Consider the following 23,190-nt stretch of genomic DNA (forward strand, 5'->3'; position numbering starts at 1 on the left):
GCTAGGACTCCTTGTGGGAGAGGGCTCTTACGGTGCGGGAGGGGCTCGGTCGCCCCAGTTGGCCGGCCATCCAGACGCTGGTGGCGGTGAGGAGGCCGAGATCGACCCCGGTGTCGATGCCGAGACCCCGCAGCATCCACAGGAGGTCCTCGGTGGCGAGATTCCCGGTGGCGCTCTTCGCGAACGGGCAGCCCCCGAGGCCGCCCGCCGACGCGTCGACGGTGGTCACGCCCTGCCGGAGCGCGGCGAGGGTGTTGGCCAGGGCCTGGCCGTAGGTGTCGTGGAAGTGCACGCCGACGGCGGAGACCGGAACGCCCTGCCCGGCGAGCGTCTCCAGGAGGCTCCGCACATGACCGGGCGTGGCCACGCCGATCGTGTCGCCGAGGCTGATCTCGTCGCAGCCCATGTCCACCAGCGCCCGGACGACCCGGGCGACCTGGGCGACCGGGACGGCGCCCTCCCAGGGGTCGCCGAAGCACATCGACAGATAGCCCCGCACATGGAGCCGCTCCTCCCGGGCGCGGGCCACGACGGGCTCGAACACGGCGAGCGACTCGTCCAGCGTCCGGTTCAGATTGGCCTTGGCGAAGGACTCCGTCGCGCTGGCGAAGACCGCCACCTCGCGGGCCCCGAGGGCCAGCGCCCGGTCCAGACCTCGGTCGTTGGGCACCAGGACCGGCAGCCGTACGCCCTCCAGATCCCGCACCATGGGGAACAGCCGCTCCGCGTCGGCCAGTTGGGGCACCCACTTCGGGTGGACGAAGCTGGTCGCCTCGATCGTGGTGAGCCCGGCGGCGGCGAGGCGGTGGATGAACTCCGCCTTGATCTCGGTGGGGACGGTCGCCGCCTCGTTCTGGAGGCCGTCGCGCGCGCCCACCTCGTGGATCCGGACCCGGGCCGGCAGGCCCTCGTCGGGCACGGTCATCGGGAGTGTCATTTCTCCTCCTCGGCGTCCGTGGCCGGGGCGACGACCGCGAGCACCTGGTCCATGGCCACGGTCGCGCCCGGAGTGACGTCCAGCTCCGTGACCGTGCCGTCGTGCGGGGCCGAGACGACGTGCTCCATCTTCATGGCCTCCACCACCACCAGGCCCTGACCCGCGACGACGGTGTCCCCGACCGCCACCTTGACGACCGTGACCGTGCCGGGCATGGGGGCGGTCAGCGCGTCGGCCCCGCCCGCGCCGGCCGCGCCGAGCAGCGCCGCCTCGACCGGGTCGTGGTCCTGGACGTGCCAGCTGTCGCCGTCGCGGCCGAGCCAGTCGTCCGCGCGGTGGAAGGTGTGGGTCGTCCCGTCCACGGTGACGGTCACCCGGTCCGGCGTCACCCGCGCCGGGCCGTCGCCGGCCACCCGGTGGCCGACCGGCTCGTGTCCCGCCACCCGCAGCTGGTGGGTGACGGGGACGGGCGCGGCGCCCATGCGCCAGCCGCTCGGTACGGAGAAGGGGTCGGTCCAGCCGGAGGGCGGGGTGACCGGGGCCAGCGCCGACTCCCGTACCGCCGCCGCCGCCTCGTACACCTCGGGCGGCACCTCCGTGGGCACCAGCGACTCCGCGTCCCGCTCCACCAGGCCCGTGTCCAGCTCGCCCGCCATCACCGCCGGGTGGGCCAGCAGCCTGCGCAGGAAGCCCGCGTTGGTCGGGACGCCCAGCGTCACCGTCTCCGACAGGGCAGCCCGCAGCCGGCGCAGCGCCGTCGCCCGGTCCGGGCCGTGCACGATCACCTTCGACAGCATCGGGTCGTACAGGCTGCCGACCTCCGTGCCCTCGCTGAGCCCGGAGTCGGTGCGCACCCCGTCGCCCGCCGGCTCGCGCAGCGCCAGCACCCGCCCGCCGGAGGGCAGGAAGCCGCGCGCGGGGTCCTCCGCGCAGATCCGGGCCTCGATCGCGTGCCCGGTGAGGGTGATGTCCTCCTGGGTGAACGGCAGCCGTTCACCGGCGGCGACCCGCAGCTGCCACTCGACCAGGTCCAGGCCGGTGATCATCTCCGTGACGGGGTGCTCCACCTGGAGGCGGGTGTTCATCTCCATGAAGAAGTACGAGGCGGGGTCCTCGCCCGGCACGATGAACTCGACCGTGCCCGCGCCCCGGTAGCCGCAGGAGCGCGCCGCCTGCACGGCCGCCTCGCCCATCGCGGCGCGGGTCTTCTCGTCCAGCAGGACGGACGGCGCCTCTTCGATGATCTTCTGGTGGCGGCGCTGCAACGAGCACTCGCGCTCGCCGAGATGGACCACGTTGCCGTGCCCGTCGGCCAGCACCTGGATCTCGATGTGGCGCGGCCGGTCGATCCACCGCTCCACCAGCAGCGTGTCGTCTCCGAAGGAGGCGCGGGCCTCGCGCCGGGCCGCCGCGATCTCGTCCGCCAGGGCCGACTCCAGGCGGGTGAGCCGCATGCCCTTGCCGCCGCCGCCCGCCGACGGCTTCAGCAGCACCGGCATGCCGATCTCCCGTGCGGCGTCGGCCAGTTGGTCGTCGGTCAGGCCGCTGCCCGACGAGCCGGGGACGACCGGCACCCCGGCCGCCGCGACGGTCTCCTTGGCGCGGATCTTGTCGCCCATCAAGGAGATGGCGGAGGCGGACGGGCCGATGAAGACCAGACCGGCGTCGGCGCAGGCCCGCGCGAAGGCCGCGTTCTCCGCGAGGAAGCCGTAGCCCGGGTGGACCGCCTGCGCGCCCGTGCGGGCCGCGGCCTCCAGCAGCCGCTCGCCCACCAGATAGCTCTCGGAGGCGGCTGCGGGGCCGATCCGGACGGCGGTGTCGGCCTCCCGTACGTGCCGGGCGTCCGCGTCCGCGTCACTGAAGACGGCGACCGATCGGATGCCGAGCGCGCGCAGCGTCCGGATGACACGGACCGCGATCTCGCCGCGGTTCGCGACGAGGACGGTGTCGAACATGCCGGTGGCGCGCGGGGTGTCAACGTCCGGGGTGCCGGCGCGCGGGATGTCGCCGGGCCGCGCGGTGGTGGGCGGGGTGCTGGTGTGCTGCGTGGTCATCTGTCACTCACATCCGGAAGACGCCGAAGCCGGGGGCGGTGCTGTCCTTCTGGGGAAGCGGGGCGTTGGCGCAGGCCGTCAGCGCCAGACCCACCACCTGACGGGTCTCCAGCGGGTCGATCACGCCGTCGTCCCAGAGCCGCGCCGTCGCGTAGTAGGCGCTGCCCTGTGTCTCGTACTGCGCGCGCACCGGGTCCTTGAACGCCTCTTCGTCCTCCGCCGGCCACTGCTCGCCACGGCCCTCGATCTGGTCGCGCTTGACCGTCGCCAGCACCGAGGCGGCCTGCTCACCGCCCATCACGGAGATCTTGGCGTTGGGCCACATCCACAGGAAGCGGGGGGAGTAGGCCCGGCCGCACATCGAGTAGTTCCCCGCGCCGTACGAACCGCCGACGACGACGGTCAGCTTCGGCACGCGCGCGCAGGCCACGGCCGTCACCATCTTCGCGCCGTGCTTGGCGATGCCGCCCGCCTCGTACGCCTTGCCGACCATGAACCCCGAGATGTTCTGGAGGAAGAGCAGCGGGATACCGCGCTGGTCGCACAACTCGATGAAGTGCGCGCCCTTCTGGGCCGACTCGGAGAACAGGATGCCGTTGTTCGCGACGATCCCCACCGGGTGGCCGTGGACCCGGGCGAAGCCCGTGACCAGCGTCGTACCGAACTCGGACTTGAACTCCGCGAACCGTGAGCCGTCCACGAGCCGGGCGATCACCTCGCGGACGTCGTACGGCGTGCGCGAGTCGACCGGCACCGCCCCGTACAGCCCCGCCGGGTCGACCTTCGGCTCCTCGACGGGCTCGACCCGCCAGGGCAGCGGGCCCCGCTCCGGGAGGGTGGAGACGATCGTGCGGACGATCCGCAGCGCGTGCGCGTCGTCCTCGGCGAGATGGTCGGTCACCCCCGACGTACGGGAGTGGACCTCGCCGCCGCCCAGCTCCTCGGCGGTGACGACCTCGCCGGTCGCCGCCTTCACCAGCGGCGGGCCGCCCAGGAAGATCGTGCCCTGGTCGCGGACGATCACGGCCTCGTCGCTCATCGCGGGCACGTACGCGCCCCCGGCCGTGCAGGAACCGAGGACGGCCGCGATCTGCGGGATGCCGGCGCCCGACATCCGCGCCTGGTTGTAGAAGATCCGGCCGAAGTGGTCACGGTCCGGGAAGACCTCGTCCTGCATCGGCAGGAAGGCGCCGCCCGAGTCCACGAGATAGACGCACGGGAGCCTGTTCTCCAGCGCGATCTCCTGGGCGCGCAGATGCTTCTTCACGGTCATCGGGTAATAGGTGCCGCCCTTGACCGTGGCGTCGTTGGCGACGACGACCACCTCACGGCCGCCGACCCGGCCGATCCCGGCGATCACCCCGGCCGCCGGCGCCTGGCCGCCGTACATGTCCTCCGCCGCCAGCGGGGCCAGCTCCAGGAAGGGCGAGCCCGGGTCCAGCAGGGTGTCCACCCGGTCGCGGGGGAGCAGCTTCCCGCGCGCCACATGGCGGGCACGGGACTTCTCGCCGCCGCCGAGCCGGGCGGCGGCCAGCCGGTCCCGCAGCGCGCCGGTGAGTCGGCGGTGCGCCGTCTCGTTGGCGTGCCAGGACTCGGACGCCGGGTCCGCGGCGCTCGCCAGCACGGGTGCCTGCTGCATCGGTCGAGCTCCCTCGCACGGTTAATGAGCGTTAACGTAGCGCTCTCAGGTTAACGACCGCTAACCGTCCTGTCTAGAATGGATTTCCATGAGCACCCGGACCGCGGCGCCGACGCGGCGCGAGCAGATCCTCAACGAGGCCGCCAGGCTCTTCGCCGAGCGTGGTTTCCACGGCGTGGGAGTGGACGAGATAGGGGCGGCCGTCGGTATCAGCGGGCCGGGGCTGTACCGGCATTTCGCGGGCAAGGACGCGATGCTCGCCGAACTTCTCGTCGGGATCAGCGGCCGGCTGCTCGACGGCGGCAGGAAACGGGTCGCGGCGTCGGCCGGCGATCCCGGGGCCGTGCTCGCCTCGCTGATCGACGGCCATATCGACTTCGCGCTGGACGACCGCCCGCTGATCACCCTGCACGACCGTGAGCTGGACCGGCTCCGGGACAGCGACCGCAAGCTCGTACGGCAGCTCCAGCGGCAGTACGTGGAGCTGTGGGTCGGTGTCGTCCGCGAGATCCACCGGGATCTCCCGGAGCCGGTCGCGCGCGGCGCGGTGCACGCCGTCTTCGGTCTGCTGAACTCGACGCCCCATCTGGGCCCGAACGGGCGGGGCACCCCCCGGCGCGCGGTGGCGGAAACGCTCCTGCGCCGCCTGGCGCACGGCGCGTTCGCCGCCCTCGGTGACGAGGACGGCGCGCCGTGGCCGTGAGGCGGCGGACCGGGGGCGGGTGCGGCGGCCGGGCCGGTCAGTGCGTGAGCGCCGCCAGCTCCCTGGCCAGGGTCTCCACCGGCTGGAAGGTGACACCGAGCAACGAGACGTGCTTCCAGTGCAGCGTGCCGTCCGGCGCGATCAGGAACACCGAGCGGCGCACCCCGATCCCGGGCGCGGTGGCGCCGAACGCCCGGGTCACCATCCGGTCGGTGTCGGCCAGCAGCGGAATCCGCAGGCCGTGCTTGCGGGCGAACGCCTCGTGGCTGTCGACGTCCTGCGGGCTGATGCCCCACACCTCGGCGCCCAGGCCGGTGAAGGTCTCCAGGCCGCTGGAGTACGCGCACAGCTGTTTGGTGCAGACGGTGGTGTCGTCGCCGGGGTAGAAGGCGAGGACCAGCGGGCGGCCCCGCTGTTCGTCGAGGCGGTACTGCCTCCGTACGAAGGTGCCGTCGGCGTCGAGCACCCCGCCGGGCAGGGCGAAGTTCTCGACGGGATGTCCGGGACCGGGTGCTGCTGCCACGAAGGGCTCCTTCTGTTGAGGGTGCGGTTGCGGTTGCGGTTGCGGGCTCGGGTGCCGGTGCCGGTGTCGGCACGGATGCGGCGCGGCGGGTGTGGACGGGGGTGCGCGTGGGCCGTCCCGTACGCCTCGGGCACGTCCGGTCGCCGGGACGGGCGGCACCCCGCGCGCGTCTGACGGCACAATGGGTTCATGCCGATACCCAGCCGCGAAGCTCTCGTCGACCACCTCGTCCGCACGCGAATCGCGGGAGACGTGGCCACACCCCGGGACAACAACCTCTCCCACTATCGCAAGCTCGCCAACGGCGACCGTCATTTCTGGCTGGGCCTGGAGCTCGGTGACCGCTGGACCGACGAGCAGGACGTGCTCGCCGTGATGGCCGAGCGCTGCGGTGTCAACGACGACCCGGGCCACCGCCACGGCCAGGACACCATCGACCCCGAGCTGACCGTCGACGCGCTGGACCGGATGGCGGCGCGGCTGCGCAAGGCCGCGGCGGACCGCGAGCGGGTGCTGTGCGCCACCGGCCACCCCGGCGGGCTGCTGGACGTGCACCGGCAGACGGCGGACGCGCTGCGGCTGGCGGGCTGCGAGATCGTCCGGATCCCCGGCGGCCTGACGGCGGACGAGGGCATGGTCTTCCAGTTCGCGGGCGTCGCGATGCTGGAGCGCGGGGCGACGCTCTGGCACACCCACTCGCCCGAGCCGATGCGGGCCATCCTGGACGGCCTGGAGCGCGACGGCAGACCCCAGCCGGACCTGGTGCTCGCCGACCACGGCTGGGCGGGCTGCGCGGGCCAGCGGGGCCTCGACTCGATCGGTTACGCGGACTGCAACGACCCGGCCCTGTTCATCGGCGAGGCGGAGGGCACGCTCCAGGTCACGGTCCCGCTGGACGACCATGTGACGGACCCGCGCTTCTACGACCCGATGACCGAGTACCTGCTGCACCAGGCGGGCCTCACGAACACCGTCTGACACCACCTGACACCGCCGACACCCGTTCCTCAGCCCGTTCCGGAAGCGGACCCCGGCCCGCGCGGCACTCTCATGACGCCCTCCTGGATCACCGAGATCGCCAGTTGCCCGTCCCGCGTGAAGATCCGGGCCTGGCCGAGTCCCCGGCCGCCGGACGCGGACGGCGACGTCTGGTCGTACAGCAGCCACTCGTCCGCCCGGAAGGGGCGGTGGAACCACATCGCGTGGTCCAGGCTCGCCCCGACGATGTCCCCGCTCGCCCAGCCGCCCCTGCCGTGCGCGAGCAGCACCGAGTCGAGCAGCGTCATGTCGGAGACGTACGTCGCCAGGCAGACGTGCAGCAGCGGGTCGTCGGCGAGCTTGCCCTCCGTACGGAACCAGACCTGCGAGCGGGCCTCGCGCGGCTCCCCGGCCGTGGCGTACGGCGGCGGGTCCACGTACCGCAGGTCCACCGCCGCCCTCGCCTCCAGCAGCCGGTCGGCCACGGACGGGTCGACGAACCGGTCCGCGTACCTCGGCAGCAGTTCGGCCGAGGTCGGCAGCGTCTCCGGATCCGGCGCGGCCGGCATCGCGCTCTGGTGCTCCAGGCCCTCCTCGTACGTCTGGAAGGACGCCGAGAGATGGAAGATCGGCCGCCCGTGCTGGACGGCCACGACCCGGCGCGTGGTGAAGGAGCGGCCGTCGCGGATGCGGTCGACCGTGTAGACGATCGGCGCGCCCGGATCGCCCGCGCGCAGGAAGTACGCGTGCAGGGAGTGCGGCGGCCGGTCGGCGGGGACGGTCCGGCCCGCGGCCACCAGCGCCTGGGCGGCGACCTGGCCGCCGTAGACGCGGGGGATCGCCGCCGGGCGGCTGAGGCCGCGGAAGATGTCCTCCTCGATCCGCTCCAGGTCGAGCAGATCGAGAAGGGACTCCAGTGCGTTCATGGTGCTGAGGGTGTCCTGTGGGTGTTCTTCCGTCGGGGCTCGCGGCGTTACAGGCCCATGGACTTGGCGATGATCATCTTCATGACCTCGCTGGTGCCGCCGTAGATGCGGTTGACCCGGTTGTCCGCGTACAGACGGGCGATCGGGTACTCGTTCATGTAGCCGTAGCCGCCGTGCAGTTGCAGACACTTGTCGATCACGCGGTGCGCGACCTCCGTACAGAAGAGCTTCGCGGACGCGGCCTCGGCGGCCGACAGCTCACCCGCGTCGTGCGCGTCGAGGGCGCGGTCGCAGACGGCCTCGGCGGCGTCGACCTCGGCCTTGCAGGCGGCCAGTTCGAACTTCGTGTTCTGGAAGGAGGCGACGGTCCTGCCGAAGACGGTGCGGTCCTGGACGTAGAGCTGCGCGAACCGGATCGCGGCCGACGCCTGCGCGTACGCGCCGACGGCGATGCCCAGGCGCTCCTGCGGCAGATTCTGGCCGAGGTAGGAGAAGCCCTTGTTCTCCTCGCCCAGCAGGTCCTCGACGGGCACCTTGACGTCGCTGAAGGACAGTTCGGCGGTGTCCGAGGACTTCAGGCCCAGCTTGTCCAGCTTGCGGCCGACCGCGTACCCCTCGGACTTCGTGTCCACGACGAAGAGCGAGATGCCGTGCCGGCGGTCGTCGGGGCTCTGCGGGGCGGTCCGGGCGCAGACGATGACCCGGTCCGCGTGCACCCCGCCGGTGATGAAGGTCTTCGCGCCGTTGAGCACGTAGTGGGAGCCGTCGGCGGAGAGCTTGGCGGTGGTCTTCATGCCCGCCAGGTCGGAGCCGGTGCCGGGCTCGGTCATGGCGATGGCGTACATGGTCTCGCCGGTCACGAAGCCGGGCAGCCAGCGCTTCTTCTGCTCGGCGGTGGCGTACGCCTTCACATACGGCAGACAGAGCGCCACATGCACGCTGGACCCTCCGAAGGAGACGCCCGCGCGGGCGCACTCCTCGGAGACGATCGCCTGGAACTTGAACGACTCCTGGCCGGCGCCGCCGTACTCCTCGGGCACCTCGATCCCGAAGATGCCCAGCTCCCCGAGCTTGTAGTAGAACTCGCGCGGCACCAGCCCGTCCGCGTACCACTGGTCGTAGACCGGCACGACCTCGGACTCGATGAAGGCGCGGAGGGTCTCCCGGAACGCCTCGTGGTCCTCGTTGAAAACGCTACGGCGCACGGAAGCCCTCTCCTTCGGTCGGTGCGGTCCCTGAGTGGTCCTGAATGTCTAAGCGCTTGCTCAGTCCTGAGAAAAAGTTACCGGGCAGTCACCCCGGCTGTCCAGGGCGGGGCCCGAGTCATGGCGCACATCACCGCACCACCGGTCCGGCGCCGACCGGAGGAAACGCGAAACGTACACTTCGGGGTCGCTTCCCGGCCGTCCGTCCCGCCGGGCGCACGAACCGGCGTACGAGAACCCACCCCGGCGTACGGGAAACCCACCCCGGGCGCGGGAAACGACCCCGGCGCCTCCACCCGTCACGGCGGACCCCCGGCGTTGTCAGTGGCGGGGGTCATGCTGGACACGCACCCGCAGACGAAAGGGCTCGACGATGAGCAGCGCAGCAGGATCCGACACCCCCCGGCCCGGCGCCACCACCGCGGCCGGCCCGGACACCGGCCGGGAGAACGGCCCGCGGGGCCCCGTCGACTCCTCCCGCGTGCCCCGGTACGCCGGCCCCGCCACCTTCGCCCGCCTGCCCCGGCTGGACGAGGTCGGGGCGGCCGACGTGGCCGTCGTCGGCGTCCCCTTCGACAGCGGGGTCTCCTACCGGCCCGGCGCCCGCTTCGGCGGCAACGCCATCCGTGAGGCGTCCCGGCTGCTGCGCCCGTACAACCCCGCACAGGACGCCTCGCCCTTCGCGCTCGCGCAGGTCGCCGACGCCGGGGACATCGCCGCCAACCCGTTCCACATCGACGAGGCCGTCGACACGATCGAGGCGGCGGCCGACGACCTGCTCGGTACCGGCGCGCGCCTGATGACCCTCGGCGGCGACCACACCATCGCCCTGCCCCTGCTGCGCTCGGTCGCCAAGAGGCACGGCCCCGTCGCGCTGCTCCACTTCGACGCGCACCTCGACACCTGGGACACGTACTTCGGCGCCGAGTACACCCACGGCACCCCGTTCCGCCGGGCCGTCGAGGAGGGCATCCTCGACACGGAGGCGCTGTCGCACGTCGGCACCCGGGGGCCGCTGTACGGCAAGAAGGACCTGGACGACGACCACCGCATGGGCTTCGGCATCGTCACCTCCGCCGACGTCATGCGGCGCGGTGTCGACGAGGTCGCCGACCAGCTGCGGCAGCGCATCGGGGACCGCCCGCTGTACATCTCCATCGACATCGACGTCCTGGACCCGGCCCACGCGCCCGGCACCGGCACCCCCGAGGCCGGCGGGCTCACCTCCCGCGAACTCCTCGAAATCCTCCGGGGGCTGGCCGCCTGCCACCTCGTCTCCGCCGACGTGGTCGAGGTCGCCCCGGCGTACGACCACGCGGAGATCACCTCCGTCGCCGCCTCCCACACGGCGTACGAACTGACCACGATCATGGCCCGGCAGATCGGGGAGGCCCGCGCCACATGAGCCACGACCACCACGACGTCCCCCGCCTCACCCCCGAGCAGACCGCGCGGGCCCTGAACCCGCCCGCCGGGCGGCACGGCGGCGACCTCGTCATGGAGACGCTGCACGGCCTCGGCGCCACCACCGTCTTCGGCCTGCCAGGCCAGCACGCCCTCGGCATGTTCGACGCCCTGCGCCGCTCCGGCCTGGAGTACGTCGGGCTGCGCGTCGAGAACAACGCCGGGTTCGCCGCCGACGCCTACGGCCGCGTCACCGGCCAGGTCGCGCCCCTGCTGCTCTCCACCGGGCCCGGCGCGCTCACCTCGCTCGCCGCTCTCCAGGAGGCCGCGGCGGCCTCCTCGCCCGTGCTGGCGATCTCCGGCCAGATCCCCACGGCGGGTCTCGGCGGCGGCCGGCACGGCTATCTGCACGAACTGCGCGACCAGCAGGCGTCGGTCCGCGACCTCGTCAAGTCCGTGCACCCGGTCCGGGCGGCCTCCCAGATCCCGTCCGCCGTCGCGGCGGCCTGGCAGTCCGCGCTCACCGCGCCGCACGGACCGGTCTGGGTGGAGATCCCGCAGGACGTCCTCCTTACGGAGACGACGCTGCCGGTCGTCACCGCCGTCGACGCCACCCCGCGCGAACTGCCGCCGCGTCCCGAACTGGTCGCCGCGGCGGCGCACGCCCTGTCGCACGCCGAGCGCCCGGTGATCATCGCGGGCGGCGGGGTCGTCCGGGCGGACGCCGCCGGGAAACTGCGGGCCCTCGCCGAGAAGCTGGCCGCCCCCGTCGTCACCACCTTCGGCGGCAAGGGCGCCTTCCCCTGGGAGCACCCGCTGTCGCTCCAGTCGTGGCTGGAGGACCGGCACACCACCGACTTCCTGGAGGACGCCGACGTCGTCCTGGTCGTCGGCTCCGGACTCGGCGAACTGACCTCCAACTACCACACGTTCCGCCCGCGCGGCCGGGTCGTCCAGATCGAGGCCGACCTCGGCAAGCTGGAGTCCAACCTGCCCGCGCTCGGCATCCACGCCGACGCCCGCGAGGCGCTCTCCGCGCTGCTGGAGTCGGTGACCGGGCGCGGCGGCCCGGCCGCCGAGACCGCGCGGGACGCCGTCCGTACGGTGCTGGCGAAGGTACGGGAGCGGATCGGCGCACAGGACCTGGAGCGGGAGCAGCGGATCCTCGCCGCCGTGCGGGAGGCGCTGCCCGCCGACTCGCCCAGCTTCTGGGACATGACGATCCTCGCCTACTGGGCCTGGTCCGCCTGGCCCGGCCCGATGCACTCCGCCCAGGGCGCGGGCGGCCTCGGGTACGCCTTCCCGGCCGCCCTCGGCGCGGCGGCGGCCGACCGCGCGACACCCGTCCTCGCGGTCTCCGGCGACGGCGGCGCCATGTACTCCCTCGCCGAGCTGGCCACGGCCCGGCAGCACGACCTCCCGGTCACCTGGCTGATCGTGGACGACGGCGGCTACGGCGTCCTGCGGACGTACATGACGGACGCCTACGGCGCGACGGCCGGCACCGAACTGGCCCGCCCCGACTTCGTCGCGCTCGCCGAGTCCTTCGGGATACCGGCGGTCCGTACGAGCCCCGAGGCGCTGCGCGAGGACCTGGCGAAGGCACTGGCCGCGCCGGGCCCGTCCGTGGTGGTGCTCCCGGCGGTCCTGAAGCTGTTCGCCCCGACGCACCTGCCGGCGTAGGGGCCGCCCGACGGGATCGGGCATCGGTCCTAGGACCCCCGGCGGGCGCATGGGACCTGCGGCGGGTATGTGTTGCGGGGGGATGAAATCCGCACGTGGCCGCGTTGAGCCATCCGGCAGGTGGCCCACGGGGGACGCCCGCGGACCGGAACGACCGGCAGGGCAACGGGAGGCGGCAAGAGTGGCGGCGGAACGGACAGAACCGGGGCGCGAGAAGCCCGGCGGGAGCGAACGGGACGGCGGGACGGGCGGTGGCGCCGAGACGGCCGGCTGGGCCCGGCGGCTCACCGGCTACGCCTGGCGCTACCGGCGCAACACCCTCCTCGCCCTCGGCTCCTCCCTCGGCGGCATGGCCGTCATGGCTCTGGTCCCGCTGATCACCAAAGTCGTCATCGACGACGTCATCGGCACCGGCACCCGGTCCATCGCCGTCTGGACCGGCCTGCTGATCGCCGCCGCCACGGTCATCTACGTCCTCACCTACATCCGCCGCTACTACGGCGGGCGCCTCGCCCTCGACGTCCAGCACGACCTCCGTACGGAGATGTACGGCACCATCGCCCGGCTCGACGGCCGCCGCCAGGACGAACTGTCCACCGGACAGGTCGTCGGCCGCGCCACCAGCGACCTCCAGCTCATCCAGAGCCTGCTCTTCATGCTGCCGATGACCATCGGCAACGTGCTGCTCTTCCTGATCTCCCTCGTGATCATGGCGTGGCTGTCGCTGCCCCTGACCCTCGTCGCCCTCGCCGTCGCCCCCGCCCTCTGGTACATCGCCCGCCGCAGCCGCACCCGGCTGCACCCCGCCACCTGGTACGCCCAGTCGCAGGCCGCCGCCGTCGCCGGAGTCGTGGACGGCTCCGTCTCCGGCGTACGCGTCGTCAAGGGCTTCGGCCAGGAGGAGCAGGAGACCGGCAAGCTGCGCGAGGCCGGCCGCAAGCTGTTCGCGGGCCGGCTGCGCACGATCAGGCTCAACTCCCGCTACACCCCCGCCCTCCAGGCCGTACCGGCCCTCGGGCAGGTCGTGATGCTCGCCCTCGGCGGCTGGCTCGCCACCCGGGGACAGATCACCCTCGGCACGTTCGTCGCCTTCTCCACCTACCTCGCGCAGCTCATCGGCCCCGTCCGGATGCTCGCCATGGTCCTGACCGTCGGCCAGCAGGCCCGCGCCGGTGTGGAACGCGTCCTCGAACTCATCGACACCGCACCCTCCATCGAGGACGGCACGAAGGACCTCCCCGCCGACGCCGAGGCGTCCGTCGAGTTCGACGACGTGGCGTTCGCCTACGCGGACGGCCGCACCGTCCTCGACGGCTTCTCGCTGGAGATCCGCCCCGGCGAGACCGTCGCCGTCGTCGGCTCCTCCGGCAGCGGCAAATCCACCGTCTCCCTGCTCCTGCCGCGCTTCTACGACGTCTCACGCGGCGCCGTCCTCGTCGGCGGCCACGACGTACGCGAACTGACCCTCGACTCGCTGCGCTCCGCCATCGGGCTCGTACCGGAGGACAGCTTCCTCTTCTCCGACACCGTCCGCGCCAACATCGCCTACGGCAAACCCGACGCCACCGACGAGGAGATCGCACGCGCCGTCCGCGCCGCCCAGGCCGACCGCTTCATCGCCGAACTCCCCGCCGGTTACGACACCACCGTCGGCGAACAGGGCCTGACCCTCTCCGGCGGCCAGCGCCAGCGCATCGCCCTGGCCCGCGCCATCCTCACCGACCCCCGGCTGCTGCTCCTGGACGACGCCACGTCCGCCGTCGACGCGCGCGTGGAGCACGAGATCCACGAGGCGCTGCGCTCGGTGATGGCCGGCCGCACGACGCTGCTCATCGCCCACCGGCGCTCCACCCTCGGCCTCGCCGACCGCATCGCCGTCCTGGACGACGGACGGCTCGCCGACATCGGCACCCACGACGAACTCCAGGAACGCTCCGCCCTCTACCGAAGGCTGCTCACCGACCCGGACGAACTGGGCGGCGTCTCCCCGGGCCATCTCCCGGCCGTCGTCGGCGCCGCCTCGGCCGAGGACGACCGCACCGTCCAGCGCGAGATCGACGCCGAGTTCGACGCCGAACGGGGCATCACCCCCGCCCTGTGGGTACGGGACGACACGTCCGGCGAGGAGTCGGCGGCGCCCGGCGCGACACCCGAACTGCTCGCGCAGGTCGAGGCGTTGCCCCCGGCCACCGACGTGCCCGCCGTCGACGAGGCCCGCGCCGTCGCGTCCGAGTCGTCGTACGGGCTGCGCCGGCTGCTGCGCGGCTTCGGACGGCCCCTGGCCGCCAGCCTGGCCCTGGTCGCCGTCGACGCGGGCATGGGCCTGCTGCTCCCGGTCCTGATCCGGCACGGCATCGACGAGGGCGTGGAACGCCTCGCGCTCGGCGCGGTGTGGGCCGCGTCCCTGCTGGGCCTGCTCGTCGTGGCCGTCCAGTGGGCGGCCCAGACCGGCGAGACACGCATGACCGGCCGCACCGGCGAACGGGTGCTGTACGCGCTGCGCCTGAAGATATTCGCGCAGCTCCAGCGGCTCGGACTCGACTACTACGAACGCGAACTGACCGGCCGCATCATGACCCGGATGACGACGGACGTGGACGCCCTGTCCACCTTCCTCCAGACCGGGCTCGTCACCGCCTTCGTCTCCGTCGTCACCTTCTTCGGCATCCTCGTCGTCCTGCTCGTCATCGACCTGCAACTGGCCCTGGTGGTCTTCGCGACGCTGCCCGTGCTGATCGTCTGCACCGTCTTCTTCCGGCGCAGGAGCGTCCAGGCGTACGAGCTGGCGCGTGAGCGGATCAGCGTCGTCAACGCCGACCTCCAGGAGTCCGTGTCGGGGCTGCGCATCGTCCAGGCGTTCGGCCGCGAGAAGGACGGCGCGGCGCGCTTCGCGGGCCGCAGCGACCACTACCGGCAGGCACGGGTGCGCGGCCAGTGGCTGATATCCGTGTACTTCCCGTTCGTCCAGCTGCTGTCGTCGGTGGCGGCGGCGGCCGTGCTGATCGTCGGCGCGGGCCGGGTGGAGGCCGGCACGCTGACGACGGGCGCGCTCGTCGCGTATCTCCTCTACATCGAGCTGTTCTTCGCGCCCGTGCAGCAGCTGTCACAGGTCTTCGACGGCTACCAGCAGGCCACGGTCTCGCTGGGACGCATCCAGGAACTGCTGCGGGAGCCCACGTCCACGGCCGGGGCGGCCCGGCCGCTCGCGGTGCCCTCGCTGCGCGGCGAGATCGCCTTCGAGGACGTGTACTTCGCCTACGGCACCCTGGAGGGCGGCCTGGCCGAGGGCGGCGGGGCGGGCGACCCGGACGAGGCCGTCGTGCTGAGCGCCACGCCGGTCCGGGAGGAGACCGCCCTCATGGGGATCAACCTCCGTATACCGGCGGGCCAGACGGTCGCCTTCGTCGGCGAGACGGGGGCGGGCAAGTCCACGCTCGTCAAGCTCGTCGCCCGCTTCTACGACCCGACGTCGGGGCGTGTCACGGCGGACGGCGACGATGTGCGGGACCTGGACATGACCGCGTACCGGCACCGGCTCGGGGTGGTGCCCCAGGAGGCGTACCTGTTCGCCGGGACGGTGCGCGACGCCGTCGCGTACGGGCGGCCCGGGGCCACCGACGCCGAGGTGGAGGCGGCGGCGCGCGCGGTCGGCGCGCACGAGATGATCGCCACGCTCGACGGCGGTTATCTGCACGAGGTCGCCGAGCGGGGCCGCAACCTCTCCGCCGGCCAGCGGCAGTTGATCGCCCTGGCCCGCGCCGAGCTGGTCGATCCGGACATCCTGCTCCTGGACGAGGCGACCGCCGCGCTGGACCTCGCCTCGGAGGCGCTGGTCAACCAGGCGACGGACCGGCTGGCGGGACGGCGTACGACCCTGGTCGTCGCCCACCGGCTGACGACGGCGGCGCGCGCGGACCGGGTGGTCGTGCTGGACCACGGGCGGGTCGTGGAGGACGGTACGCACGGCGAACTGCTGGCGCTGGACGGCGCGTACGCGCGGCTGTGGCGCAGCTTCACGGGCGCGGCGGAGCCGGGTGGACCGGGCAGGCCGGAGGAGCCGGAGGCGGAGCGGGCCACCGTCGCCGGGGCCTGAGAGCAGCCGGGGCGTGCCGGCAGGCACGGGCGGGGCGCCTCACCACCGCAGGGTGGGGGCGCCCTCCGCGTCGAGGGCCTCGGCGAGCAGGTCGGCGTACCGGCGCAGGTCCTCGTGCCAGCCGACGAAGCACGCGAAGTCCCGCATGTGGACGGCGAGCCGGAGGGTGGCGGCGCGGGCGGTGCCCGGCGGGAGCGCCGCCGCGTCGTCCTCCGTGAAGAGGGGGGCCTCGCCGCTTCCCTCCGTGACGACGGCCTCCTTACGGAGGTAGCCGGCGAGCAGGGCGCGGGCGGCGGCCGGGTAGTCCACGGGCGGGCCCTGGCCGGCGGCGCCGAGACCGCGCGAGGCGGCGGAGCGCAGCTCGTGCAGTTCGCCGAGGACCCAGCCCAGGTCGAGCGCCGGGTCGCCGCCGGTGACCTCCTCGCCGGTGAGCAGGACCGTGTGGTCACCGGCAGGGGAGGGGACCAGCCAGCCGGTGCTGGGCGCACCGTGCAGCAGGACCGCTCCTCCCCTGCCGGGTGGTTCCTGGGCGGCGGCGGCCCATTCGGCCAGCCGGGCCCACAGCCGGGGGCCGAGCCGGTCGTGGGCCAGGGCGCGCAGCCGGGAGCCGTCCGGGACGCTCCCTCCCGCGACACCGGCTCCCGCGTCCGCACGCGCGCCCGTGTCGGACGATCCGGAGAGCCAGTCCACCAGCCGCCGTATGCCCTGGTGCGGCGGGGGCTCCCCGAATCCCGTATCCCCGGATCCGGTCTCCCACGGCACCTCGTGCAGCCGCCGCAGGGTCCGCCCCTGGTCCGCCAACGCCCGTACGGAGAGCCGGTACCCGGTCTCGTCGCCGGACGGCAGCAGCCGCGCCACCGACACGGCGGCGGGCACCTCGTAGACCACACCGTCCTCCTCGGGCGGCGTGTCCCAGTCGCCCAGCGCCAGCCGCGCGCCGGACCCGGCGACCGCCGTGTCCACCGCGCGCAGTGCCGCGCCCACCTCCGGCGAGGGCGGCACCTGCGGCTGGTCGTGCGCCGGTCCACGGGTCCGCAGCCAGCTGAAGCGGGTGCCGCCGTGGTACCGCACGGTGATCCGCAGATACCGGGTGCCGTACTCGCGTACGGTCACCGATCCGGCGGCTCCCGCGGGCCGTACCGTCGCGGGGGCCGCCGGGGTGTCCGTCCGGTCAGTCACGGCCGCCCCGCCGCCGGACGGCCTCGACGATCTCGCGCGCGTCCCGGAGGGCGGCGGCCTGGCCCTCGGTGAAGAGGACGCCGCCGCAGTTGAGGATCACCTCGTCGACCCCGGCTTTGCGGTACTCGTCGAGCACGCCCGCGATGTGGTCCGGGGAGCCGTACACGTACGTACCGCTGTCCACCAGCGAGGCGGCGCCGGCCTGCGGGTCGGCCGGGTCGGCGGCGACTCCCGCGCGGCGCAGCATGTCCGTGTAGTGGTCGGCGGAGAGGTGGCCGGCGGCGGCGGTGTGGGCGAGGACGTACGGGTCGCGCTTCGGGCGGTCGACGGCGACATGGACGACGGTCGCGACCCGGCACCGGGCGTCCCGGCCCTTGGCGCCCTCGTCCAGGGCCGGTATCAGGGTCTCCGCGAGATAGCCGGGCGGGGTCATCCAGGTGATGGCGACGTCCGCGACACCGCCCGCCGTGCGCGCCATGTTGGGGCGCAGCACACCCACCCCGACCTCCACGCGCGGGTGTTCCATCGGCATCAGCCGGCCGCGCAGCGCGTGGTAGTCACCGGCGTGGTCGACGATCTCGCCGTCGAGCAGGGAGCGGACCGTACGCAGATACTCGGCGGCCATCGTGCGGGGGCTGTCGTACGGCTTGCCGTTGAGGCTCCGTACGAAGGCGGGCGCGCCGACGCCGTAGCCGGCCACCACGGGGTGACCCGTCGTCAGGGCCAGGGAGCGCGCCTGGAGGGCGGCCTCGTAAGGATGGCGCAGCGGCATCAGGGTCACGCTGGTGCCGACCGGGACGCGTACGCCCGCGCCGGCGAGGTGCGCGAACACCTGGTGGGTCTCGACCTTGAGGGACTGGCCCATCCAGACGCGGCGTGCGTCGCCGTCGCGTACCAGCTCGGCGTAGGGACGGACGGTCTCGGTGGTGTCCGGCATGCTCGGTACGAGGATGCTCGGCAGCGTGGACCGGTCGGAGGCGTCGGTGGTCACGAGGCAGCACACCTTCCCTGGTAGCTGTGGCGGTGTCTCTGGCGGTGCCGGAGGCGAGGGCGGTCGTCGCGAGTGCGGCGGTGCCTGTTGCTCACTGTATCCGTTGTTGTTCCTTGACGGAATGTTGTGTTTCCATTATCTTCTCTCGCATGAGCCCAGTGAGCCATCGCGAGGGATCGCCGATCTACAACCAGTTGAGAGTCCTGCGTGCCGAACGCGGCCTCAGCAGGGTGGCGCTCGCCGACTCGGTGGAGGTCCATCCGCAGACCATCGGCGCCATCGAGCGGGGCGACTACTTCCCGAGCCTCGATCTGGCGTTCCGGCTCAGCGACGTCTTCGGGCTTCCGGTCGAGGCGATCTTCAGCCGTAAGCCCTTCGTCCCGCTGTCCGCCCAGTTGTACAACAAGGAGGAACGCTCGTGACCCCGCAACAAGGTTCCGACGAGACGACCGTGGCCCGGGGTCCCCTGAGGCCGATGGCGATCGGACTGTCCGCGCTCAGCGTGGCGATGCTGGTGCTGTCGCAGATCTCGGACGGCAACGCCTTCTCCGACTCCTGGTGGCTGGTGGCCTTCGTCGTCTGGCTGATGCTCTGGGGCCTGCTGCGCTCCATGACCCGCGGCCTCGGCGAACGGCCGGTGGCGGGACTCGACGAGCGCGAGCGCGACGTACGCAACCGGGTCGCCTTCATCGGATACCAGTGCGCGGTCGGCGCCGGCATGCTGGTCGTGCTGATCATGGTCGCCTTCCAGAACAAGCCCGAGGTGATCGAGCGGATCCCCGCCCTGCTCACCACGTTGATGCTGACCTCGGCCGCCCTGCCCTCGATCCTGCTGGGGCTGTCCGGCATGGACGGCGAGGAGACCGAGACCTTCGGGGACGAGTGACCCCGGCGAACGACCTCCGGCGAGTGGCCTCCGGGCCGCGGTGCCCCGTCTATCGTGAAGCGAAGCAGGGCGGGTGCCCACCGATTGCGGCGGTGGGCACCCGCCCTGTCCGTCATGCGTCGTGCTCAGGGGCTACACGGTTCAGCAGGAGTGGTCGAACGTGTTGTCGATCGACACGGCCGAGATGGCGGACGCGGCGGAGATGCACGCGGCCGACGAGGTCACCGTGACGGTGATGGTCGCGCCCGGGGCCTCGACGGCGGGGACGAGCTCGTCGGCGTCGGCGTAGCTGGTGTAACCGCTGATCAGGGACTGGGTGTTCATGGTGACTCCTTGATGGGTTGTGTGGAGCGGATGAGCGGACCGGCGAACGCCGGGTGAAACGTGGTGCGTCGTGCTTCCGTCAGCAGGAGTGATCGAAGGTGTTGTCGATCGACACGGCCGAGATGGCGGAGGCCGCGGAGATGCACGCCTGCGACGAGGTCACCGTGATGGTGATGATGAGGCCGGGGGCCTCCACCGCCGGAACGATCTCCTCAGCCTCGGCGTAGCTGGTGTAGCCGCCGATCAGGGACTGGGTGTTCATGGAAACTCCCTTTGAAGCGGAACGAGAACGAGCGGGTGACCCATTCGGCTTTCGCCGAAGATTTCGCTGCCGTGTGATCACGTGGTGACGCGATCAGAGCGACCGAGCGATCAAGCGGTTCAGCAGGAGTGATCGAAGGTGTTGTCGATCGACACGGCCGAGATGGCGGAGGCCGCGGAGATGCACGCCTGCGACGAGGTCACCGTGACGGTGATGGTGCCGCCGGGCGCCTCCACCGCCGGAACGAGCTCCTCGGCGTCGGCGTAGCTGGCGTAGCCGCTGATCAGGGACTGGGTGTTCATGGCAACTCCCTCGGTCGATAGCGAGAATGAACGGTGACCGGATCGGCAATTGAGTGAATCGCGTTCTCCGGCTGTGCCAGCACCATTCCGCCACCGGTGCCGCGCTGGCAATGGGGTTGACCGCTTTCGGACAGTGGCCGCCTTCGGTCAACGGGCACCGTTGAGCCCGTAGTTGACCCCGTCTATGCTCGCCCGGATGACCCGAAATCTGCTGCGTCGCCTGGTATTGGACAACGGCCTGAGGGTGCTGCTCGCACCCAATCCGACCGGCGCGTCAATCGGTGTCGCCGTGCACTACGGAGTGGGTTTCCGGACGGAGCCCGAGGGGCACACGGGTCTTGCCCATCTCTTCGAACACCTCATGATCCAGGGCGGCCACGGGGGCCCACCCGGCGGATACCTGCCCCAGGTACAGCGGGCCGGCGGACTCGGGGACGCCAAGACCCGACAGGACCTGACGGTTTATTACGCGGCCGCCCCCGCCGACGCGTTGGAAATGCTGCTCGCTCTGGAAGCCGACAGAATGCATTCCCCACGTATTTCTTCGCAGAATCTGCGCACACAGACCGCGGTGATTGACGAAGAGATACGACTCATGGTGCGGAATCGTCCGTACGGCGCATTTCCCTGGGTACTGCCGCGTGTGCTGCACAGTCGTCCCGGAAACGCCCGGGACGGATACGGCGAGACCGTCGATCTGGCGGCTCTCGACATCCCGCTCTGCGAGCGCTTTTTCATCGACCACTACGGCCCGGGAAATGCGCTGGTGACGCTCACCGGCGCGTTCGACCCGGACGCGGCGGAGCGTCTCGTACGCCGGTACTTCGAACCCCTGCCCGGCCGCCCCGTGGTGACCGCCCCCGACGGCCCCGAACCGGAGCCCCGCCGGGAGATACGGCTGTCGGTCACCGATCCGCACGCCGGACTGCCCGCCGTGGCCGTCGGCTACCGGATGCCCGACCCCGTGACCGAACGTGCCGACTACCTCGCGCACCTGGTCCTGGCCGCGCTGCTGGGGCAGGGGCGCCACGCGCTGCTGCGCCGGGGGCCGGCGGCGCCGACCGGGGTGGCGAGCCTGTCCGTGGGCTGCGGGCTGTTCGGGCTGCCGCTGGACACGACCGGACCCGATCTGCTGACGCTGTTCGCCGTGTACGGGGGAGCGGCGGAGAGCGGGCCGGGCGGGGCGGACGACGGCGGGCGGGTGACCGACGCGCTGGACACCGTCCTCGCGAGGCTGGCGGAGAACGAGGTCGACGCGGGGCTGCTGCGGGCCACCACCGCCCGCTGGGCGTCCGGCGCGCTGCGCGAACTGGGCGATCCGGGCACCCGCGCCCAACTCCTCGGCCTGCGCGAGATGCTCTTCGGCGAGGCCGAACTGACCGAGCGGCTCCCGGAACTGATACGGACCGGGGTGAGCGCCGAGCAGGTGAGCCGGGCCGCCGCGCGGCTCCGGGACTCCCACCGCGCGGTCGTACGGTTCGTGCCGCGCGCGACCGCGACCGCTTCCGGAAAGGCGGCGGCATGAACGACGACCGGACCACGGGCACCACGGGCGGTGCTGCGCGGCTGCCGCTGCCCGATCTCGACACCACCCTCCCCAACGGGCTGCGAGTGGTGCTCTGTTCGGCTCCCGTCGTCCCCCTGGTCGAGGTGCGGCTCAGCGTTCCGTACGCCGCCACGGGACCGGGCGAGGTGGCGCTGCGCCAACTGCTGGCCGGAGTCCTGCTGCAAGGCACCTCGCGCCGCGACGCCGACGCCTTCGACACCGCCCTCGCCACCCACGGGGCCGCGTTCGGCGCGGGCGCCGACGCCCGCCGGTTCACCGTCACCGGGCACACCCTCGCCGACTCCCTGCCCGCCGTGCTGGCCCTGCTCGCCGAGACCGTCCTCGGGCCCCGGCTGACGGAGGACGTCGTCGCGCCCGAACGCACCCGGCTCGCCCGCCGCATCGAACTCTCCTCGCACCAGCCCGCGGCGATCGCCCAGCGGGCGCTGCTGCGCCGGCGGTACGGCGACGAGGTGGCCGCCCGCTGGGAGCCCGCGCCCCGGCTGGCCGCCGCCTGCACACCGGAGGACCTCGCCGAACTGCACGCCCGGCATCTGGGGGCGGCGGGCGCGGTGCTCGTCCTGGTCGGCGATCTGCGGCCCGGGGACGCGCTCGCCGCCGTCACCGACGTGTTCGGGTCCTGGCGGGCGGGGGAGGCCGGCGACGTACCCGGGCCGCCGCCGGTGTTCCTCGGCGGCCCGCCCCTGTGGGTGGACCGGCCCGGCGCCGTACAGAGCATGATCCGGCTGGCCACCCCGGCGCTGCCGCGCACCGATCCGGGCTATCCGGCCCTGCATCTGGCCCAGTTGGTCTTCGGCGGGTCCTTCGCCTCGCGGCTGGTGGCGCACCTGCGCGAGGAGAAGGGTTACGCGTACCAGCTCGGGTCCGGCATGGAGTCCGTACCGGGCGCGTCGACCCTGATGATCGAGGCCGACACCGCCGCCGAACACACGGTGGCCGCGCTCGGGGTGATCCGGGACGAACTGGAGCGGATGGCCGCCGAACCGCCGTCCGAGCGGGAGGTGGACGAGGCCCGGAGCTTCGCCATCGGCTCGCTCGCCACGGCGATGTCCTCCCCGGCCTCCCTCGCCTCCGGTCTGTCGAACCTGCTGCACATCGGGGTCGGCGCCGACTGGCTGCACGGGTGGGGTCCGCTGCTGGACGGGGTGTCGTACGACGCGGTCGCGGAGGCCGCCCGGCGGTTCTTCCGGCCGTCGGCCTTCACCGGTGTCGTCCTCGCCGACGAATCGGCGGTCGCGCCACTGCGCCGCGAAGGATCGGCCGAGATGACCTTCTGAGTCGTTCCCGAGGTCTCTTCCGGTGTCGCCCCCGGCGTCGGAAGAGACGCCGGAAGCGGCGCCCATGACGCACGCGTGGGTGGACGCGTGTGAGGGGCCGGTGTTCCAGGGAGACCCCCGGGAACACCGGCCCCTCAGTCACTGCCGCCGGTCCGGCCGGCCGGTCAGCGGCGGCCCTTCTTGGTGCCCGCGACGACGGCGACGAGGAGGGCGACGGCGATGGCGATCCAGACTGCTGTGCTCATGAGGTACTCCCG

The 23,190-nt window shown here is 72.6% G+C and carries 20 protein-coding genes and 1 pseudogene; 10 read left to right on the forward strand and 11 right to left on the reverse strand.

The window, feature by feature from the left end:
• Position 1: 1 nt before the first annotated feature.
• The 3 genes from OG875_RS20810 to OG875_RS20820 all read right to left on the reverse strand — a co-directional run bounded on the left by OG875_RS20810 (position 2) and on the right by OG875_RS20820 (position 4,630).
• Positions 2-937, reverse strand: a complete 936-nt coding sequence (locus tag OG875_RS20810) for a hydroxymethylglutaryl-CoA lyase (protein ID WP_330175726.1) — start codon at positions 935-937, stop codon at positions 2-4.
• Positions 934-2,892, reverse strand: a complete 1,959-nt coding sequence (locus OG875_RS20815; protein WP_330177837.1) for an acetyl-CoA carboxylase biotin carboxylase subunit — start codon at positions 2,890-2,892, stop codon at positions 934-936. The genes OG875_RS20810 and OG875_RS20815 overlap by 4 nt, the downstream gene beginning before the upstream one ends.
• Positions 2,893-2,998: 106 nt before the next feature.
• On the reverse strand, positions 2,999-4,630 hold the full coding sequence (locus tag OG875_RS20820) for a carboxyl transferase domain-containing protein (protein ID WP_330175727.1): 1,632 nt from the start codon (positions 4,628-4,630) through the stop codon (positions 2,999-3,001).
• A gap of 88 nt (positions 4,631-4,718) precedes the next feature.
• Here OG875_RS20820 and OG875_RS20825 point away from each other — a divergent pair, with 88 nt between their 5' ends.
• Positions 4,719-5,333, forward strand: a complete 615-nt coding sequence (locus OG875_RS20825) for an SACE_7040 family transcriptional regulator (RefSeq protein WP_330175728.1) — start codon at positions 4,719-4,721, stop codon at positions 5,331-5,333.
• A gap of 37 nt (positions 5,334-5,370) precedes the next feature.
• Here OG875_RS20825 and OG875_RS20830 read toward each other — a convergent pair whose 3' ends face one another.
• A complete protein-coding gene (locus tag OG875_RS20830; RefSeq protein WP_330175729.1) occupies positions 5,371-5,856 on the reverse strand; it encodes a peroxiredoxin in 486 nt (161 codons plus the stop codon).
• A 189-nt stretch (positions 5,857-6,045) separates the two neighbouring features.
• Here OG875_RS20830 and OG875_RS20835 point away from each other — a divergent pair, with 189 nt between their 5' ends.
• On the forward strand, positions 6,046-6,834 hold the full coding sequence (locus OG875_RS20835) for a phosphatase (protein WP_330175730.1): 789 nt from the start codon (positions 6,046-6,048) through the stop codon (positions 6,832-6,834).
• Between the two features lie 29 nt (positions 6,835-6,863).
• Here OG875_RS20835 and tesB read toward each other — a convergent pair whose 3' ends face one another.
• Entirely contained in the window at positions 6,864-7,760 is an 897-nt protein-coding gene (tesB, locus tag OG875_RS20840) for an acyl-CoA thioesterase II (RefSeq protein WP_330175731.1), read from the reverse strand.
• 47 nt (positions 7,761-7,807) lie between these two features.
• Positions 7,808-8,965 (reverse strand): acyl-CoA dehydrogenase family protein, encoded by a 1,158-nt coding sequence (locus tag OG875_RS20845; protein ID WP_330175732.1) that lies wholly within the window; start codon positions 8,963-8,965, stop codon positions 7,808-7,810.
• 373 nt (positions 8,966-9,338) lie between these two features.
• Here OG875_RS20845 and speB point away from each other — a divergent pair, with 373 nt between their 5' ends.
• From speB to OG875_RS20860, 3 genes are all read left to right on the forward strand, one after another.
• Entirely contained in the window at positions 9,339-10,370 is a 1,032-nt protein-coding gene (gene speB / locus OG875_RS20850; RefSeq protein ID WP_330175733.1) for an agmatinase, read from the forward strand.
• Positions 10,367-12,052 carry a thiamine pyrophosphate-binding protein gene (locus OG875_RS20855; protein WP_330175734.1) on the forward strand — a complete coding sequence of 562 codons (1,686 nt, stop codon included), beginning with the start codon at positions 10,367-10,369 and terminating at the stop codon, positions 12,050-12,052. The genes speB and OG875_RS20855 overlap by 4 nt, the downstream gene beginning before the upstream one ends.
• An 82-nt stretch (positions 12,053-12,134) precedes the next feature.
• Positions 12,135-16,145, forward strand: a complete 4,011-nt coding sequence (locus tag OG875_RS20860; protein WP_443079158.1) for an ABC transporter ATP-binding protein — start codon at positions 12,135-12,137, stop codon at positions 16,143-16,145.
• Between the two features lie 39 nt (positions 16,146-16,184).
• On the opposite strand, the gene OG875_RS20865 is transcribed toward OG875_RS20860, so the two are convergent.
• On the reverse strand, positions 16,185-17,324 hold the full coding sequence (locus OG875_RS20865) for a hypothetical protein (protein WP_330175736.1): 1,140 nt from the start codon (positions 17,322-17,324) through the stop codon (positions 16,185-16,187).
• Entirely contained in the window at positions 17,317-18,315 is a 999-nt protein-coding gene (locus tag OG875_RS20870) for an LLM class flavin-dependent oxidoreductase (protein WP_330175737.1), read from the reverse strand. The genes OG875_RS20865 and OG875_RS20870 overlap by 8 nt, the downstream gene beginning before the upstream one ends.
• Positions 18,316-18,464: 149 nt before the next feature.
• On the opposite strand from OG875_RS20870, the gene OG875_RS20875 reads away from it, so the two are divergent.
• Entirely contained in the window at positions 18,465-18,737 is a 273-nt protein-coding gene (locus OG875_RS20875) for a helix-turn-helix transcriptional regulator (RefSeq protein ID WP_330175738.1), read from the forward strand.
• A complete protein-coding gene (locus tag OG875_RS20880; RefSeq protein ID WP_330175739.1) occupies positions 18,734-19,201 on the forward strand; it encodes a hypothetical protein in 468 nt (155 codons plus the stop codon). The genes OG875_RS20875 and OG875_RS20880 overlap by 4 nt, the downstream gene beginning before the upstream one ends.
• A 141-nt stretch (positions 19,202-19,342) precedes the next feature.
• Here OG875_RS20880 and OG875_RS20885 read toward each other — a convergent pair whose 3' ends face one another.
• The 3 genes from OG875_RS20885 to OG875_RS20895 form a co-directional block, all read right to left on the reverse strand.
• The gene (locus OG875_RS20885) at positions 19,343-19,525 is read right to left on the reverse strand and encodes an LxmA leader domain family RiPP (protein WP_078077248.1); all 183 of its coding nucleotides are present in this window, start codon (positions 19,523-19,525) and stop codon (positions 19,343-19,345) included.
• A gap of 79 nt (positions 19,526-19,604) precedes the next feature.
• Positions 19,605-19,787, reverse strand: coding sequence for an LxmA leader domain family RiPP (locus OG875_RS20890; RefSeq protein ID WP_330175740.1), 183 nt, complete (start codon positions 19,785-19,787; stop codon positions 19,605-19,607).
• A gap of 119 nt (positions 19,788-19,906) precedes the next feature.
• Positions 19,907-20,089 carry an LxmA leader domain family RiPP gene (locus OG875_RS20895; RefSeq protein WP_330175741.1) on the reverse strand — a complete coding sequence of 61 codons (183 nt, stop codon included), beginning with the start codon at positions 20,087-20,089 and terminating at the stop codon, positions 19,907-19,909.
• A gap of 196 nt (positions 20,090-20,285) precedes the next feature.
• Between OG875_RS20895 and OG875_RS31040 the strand changes: the two are divergent.
• From OG875_RS31040 to OG875_RS20905, 3 genes and pseudogenes are all read left to right on the forward strand, one after another.
• Positions 20,286-20,669 (forward strand): annotated as a pseudogene (locus OG875_RS31040) (M16 family metallopeptidase); the annotation flags it as partial.
• A gap of 63 nt (positions 20,670-20,732) precedes the next feature.
• Positions 20,733-21,614 (forward strand): M16 family metallopeptidase, encoded by an 882-nt coding sequence (locus OG875_RS20900; protein WP_330175742.1) that lies wholly within the window; start codon positions 20,733-20,735, stop codon positions 21,612-21,614.
• The gene (locus OG875_RS20905) at positions 21,611-22,933 is read left to right on the forward strand and encodes a M16 family metallopeptidase (protein WP_330175743.1); all 1,323 of its coding nucleotides are present in this window, start codon (positions 21,611-21,613) and stop codon (positions 22,931-22,933) included. Before OG875_RS20900 ends, OG875_RS20905 begins: the two co-directional genes overlap by 4 nt.
• Positions 22,934-23,190 lie beyond the last annotated feature (257 nt).

Origin of the sequence: Streptomyces sp. NBC_01498 (assembly GCF_036327775.1) — a bacterium.
GTDB lineage: Bacteria > Actinomycetota > Actinomycetes > Streptomycetales > Streptomycetaceae > Streptomyces.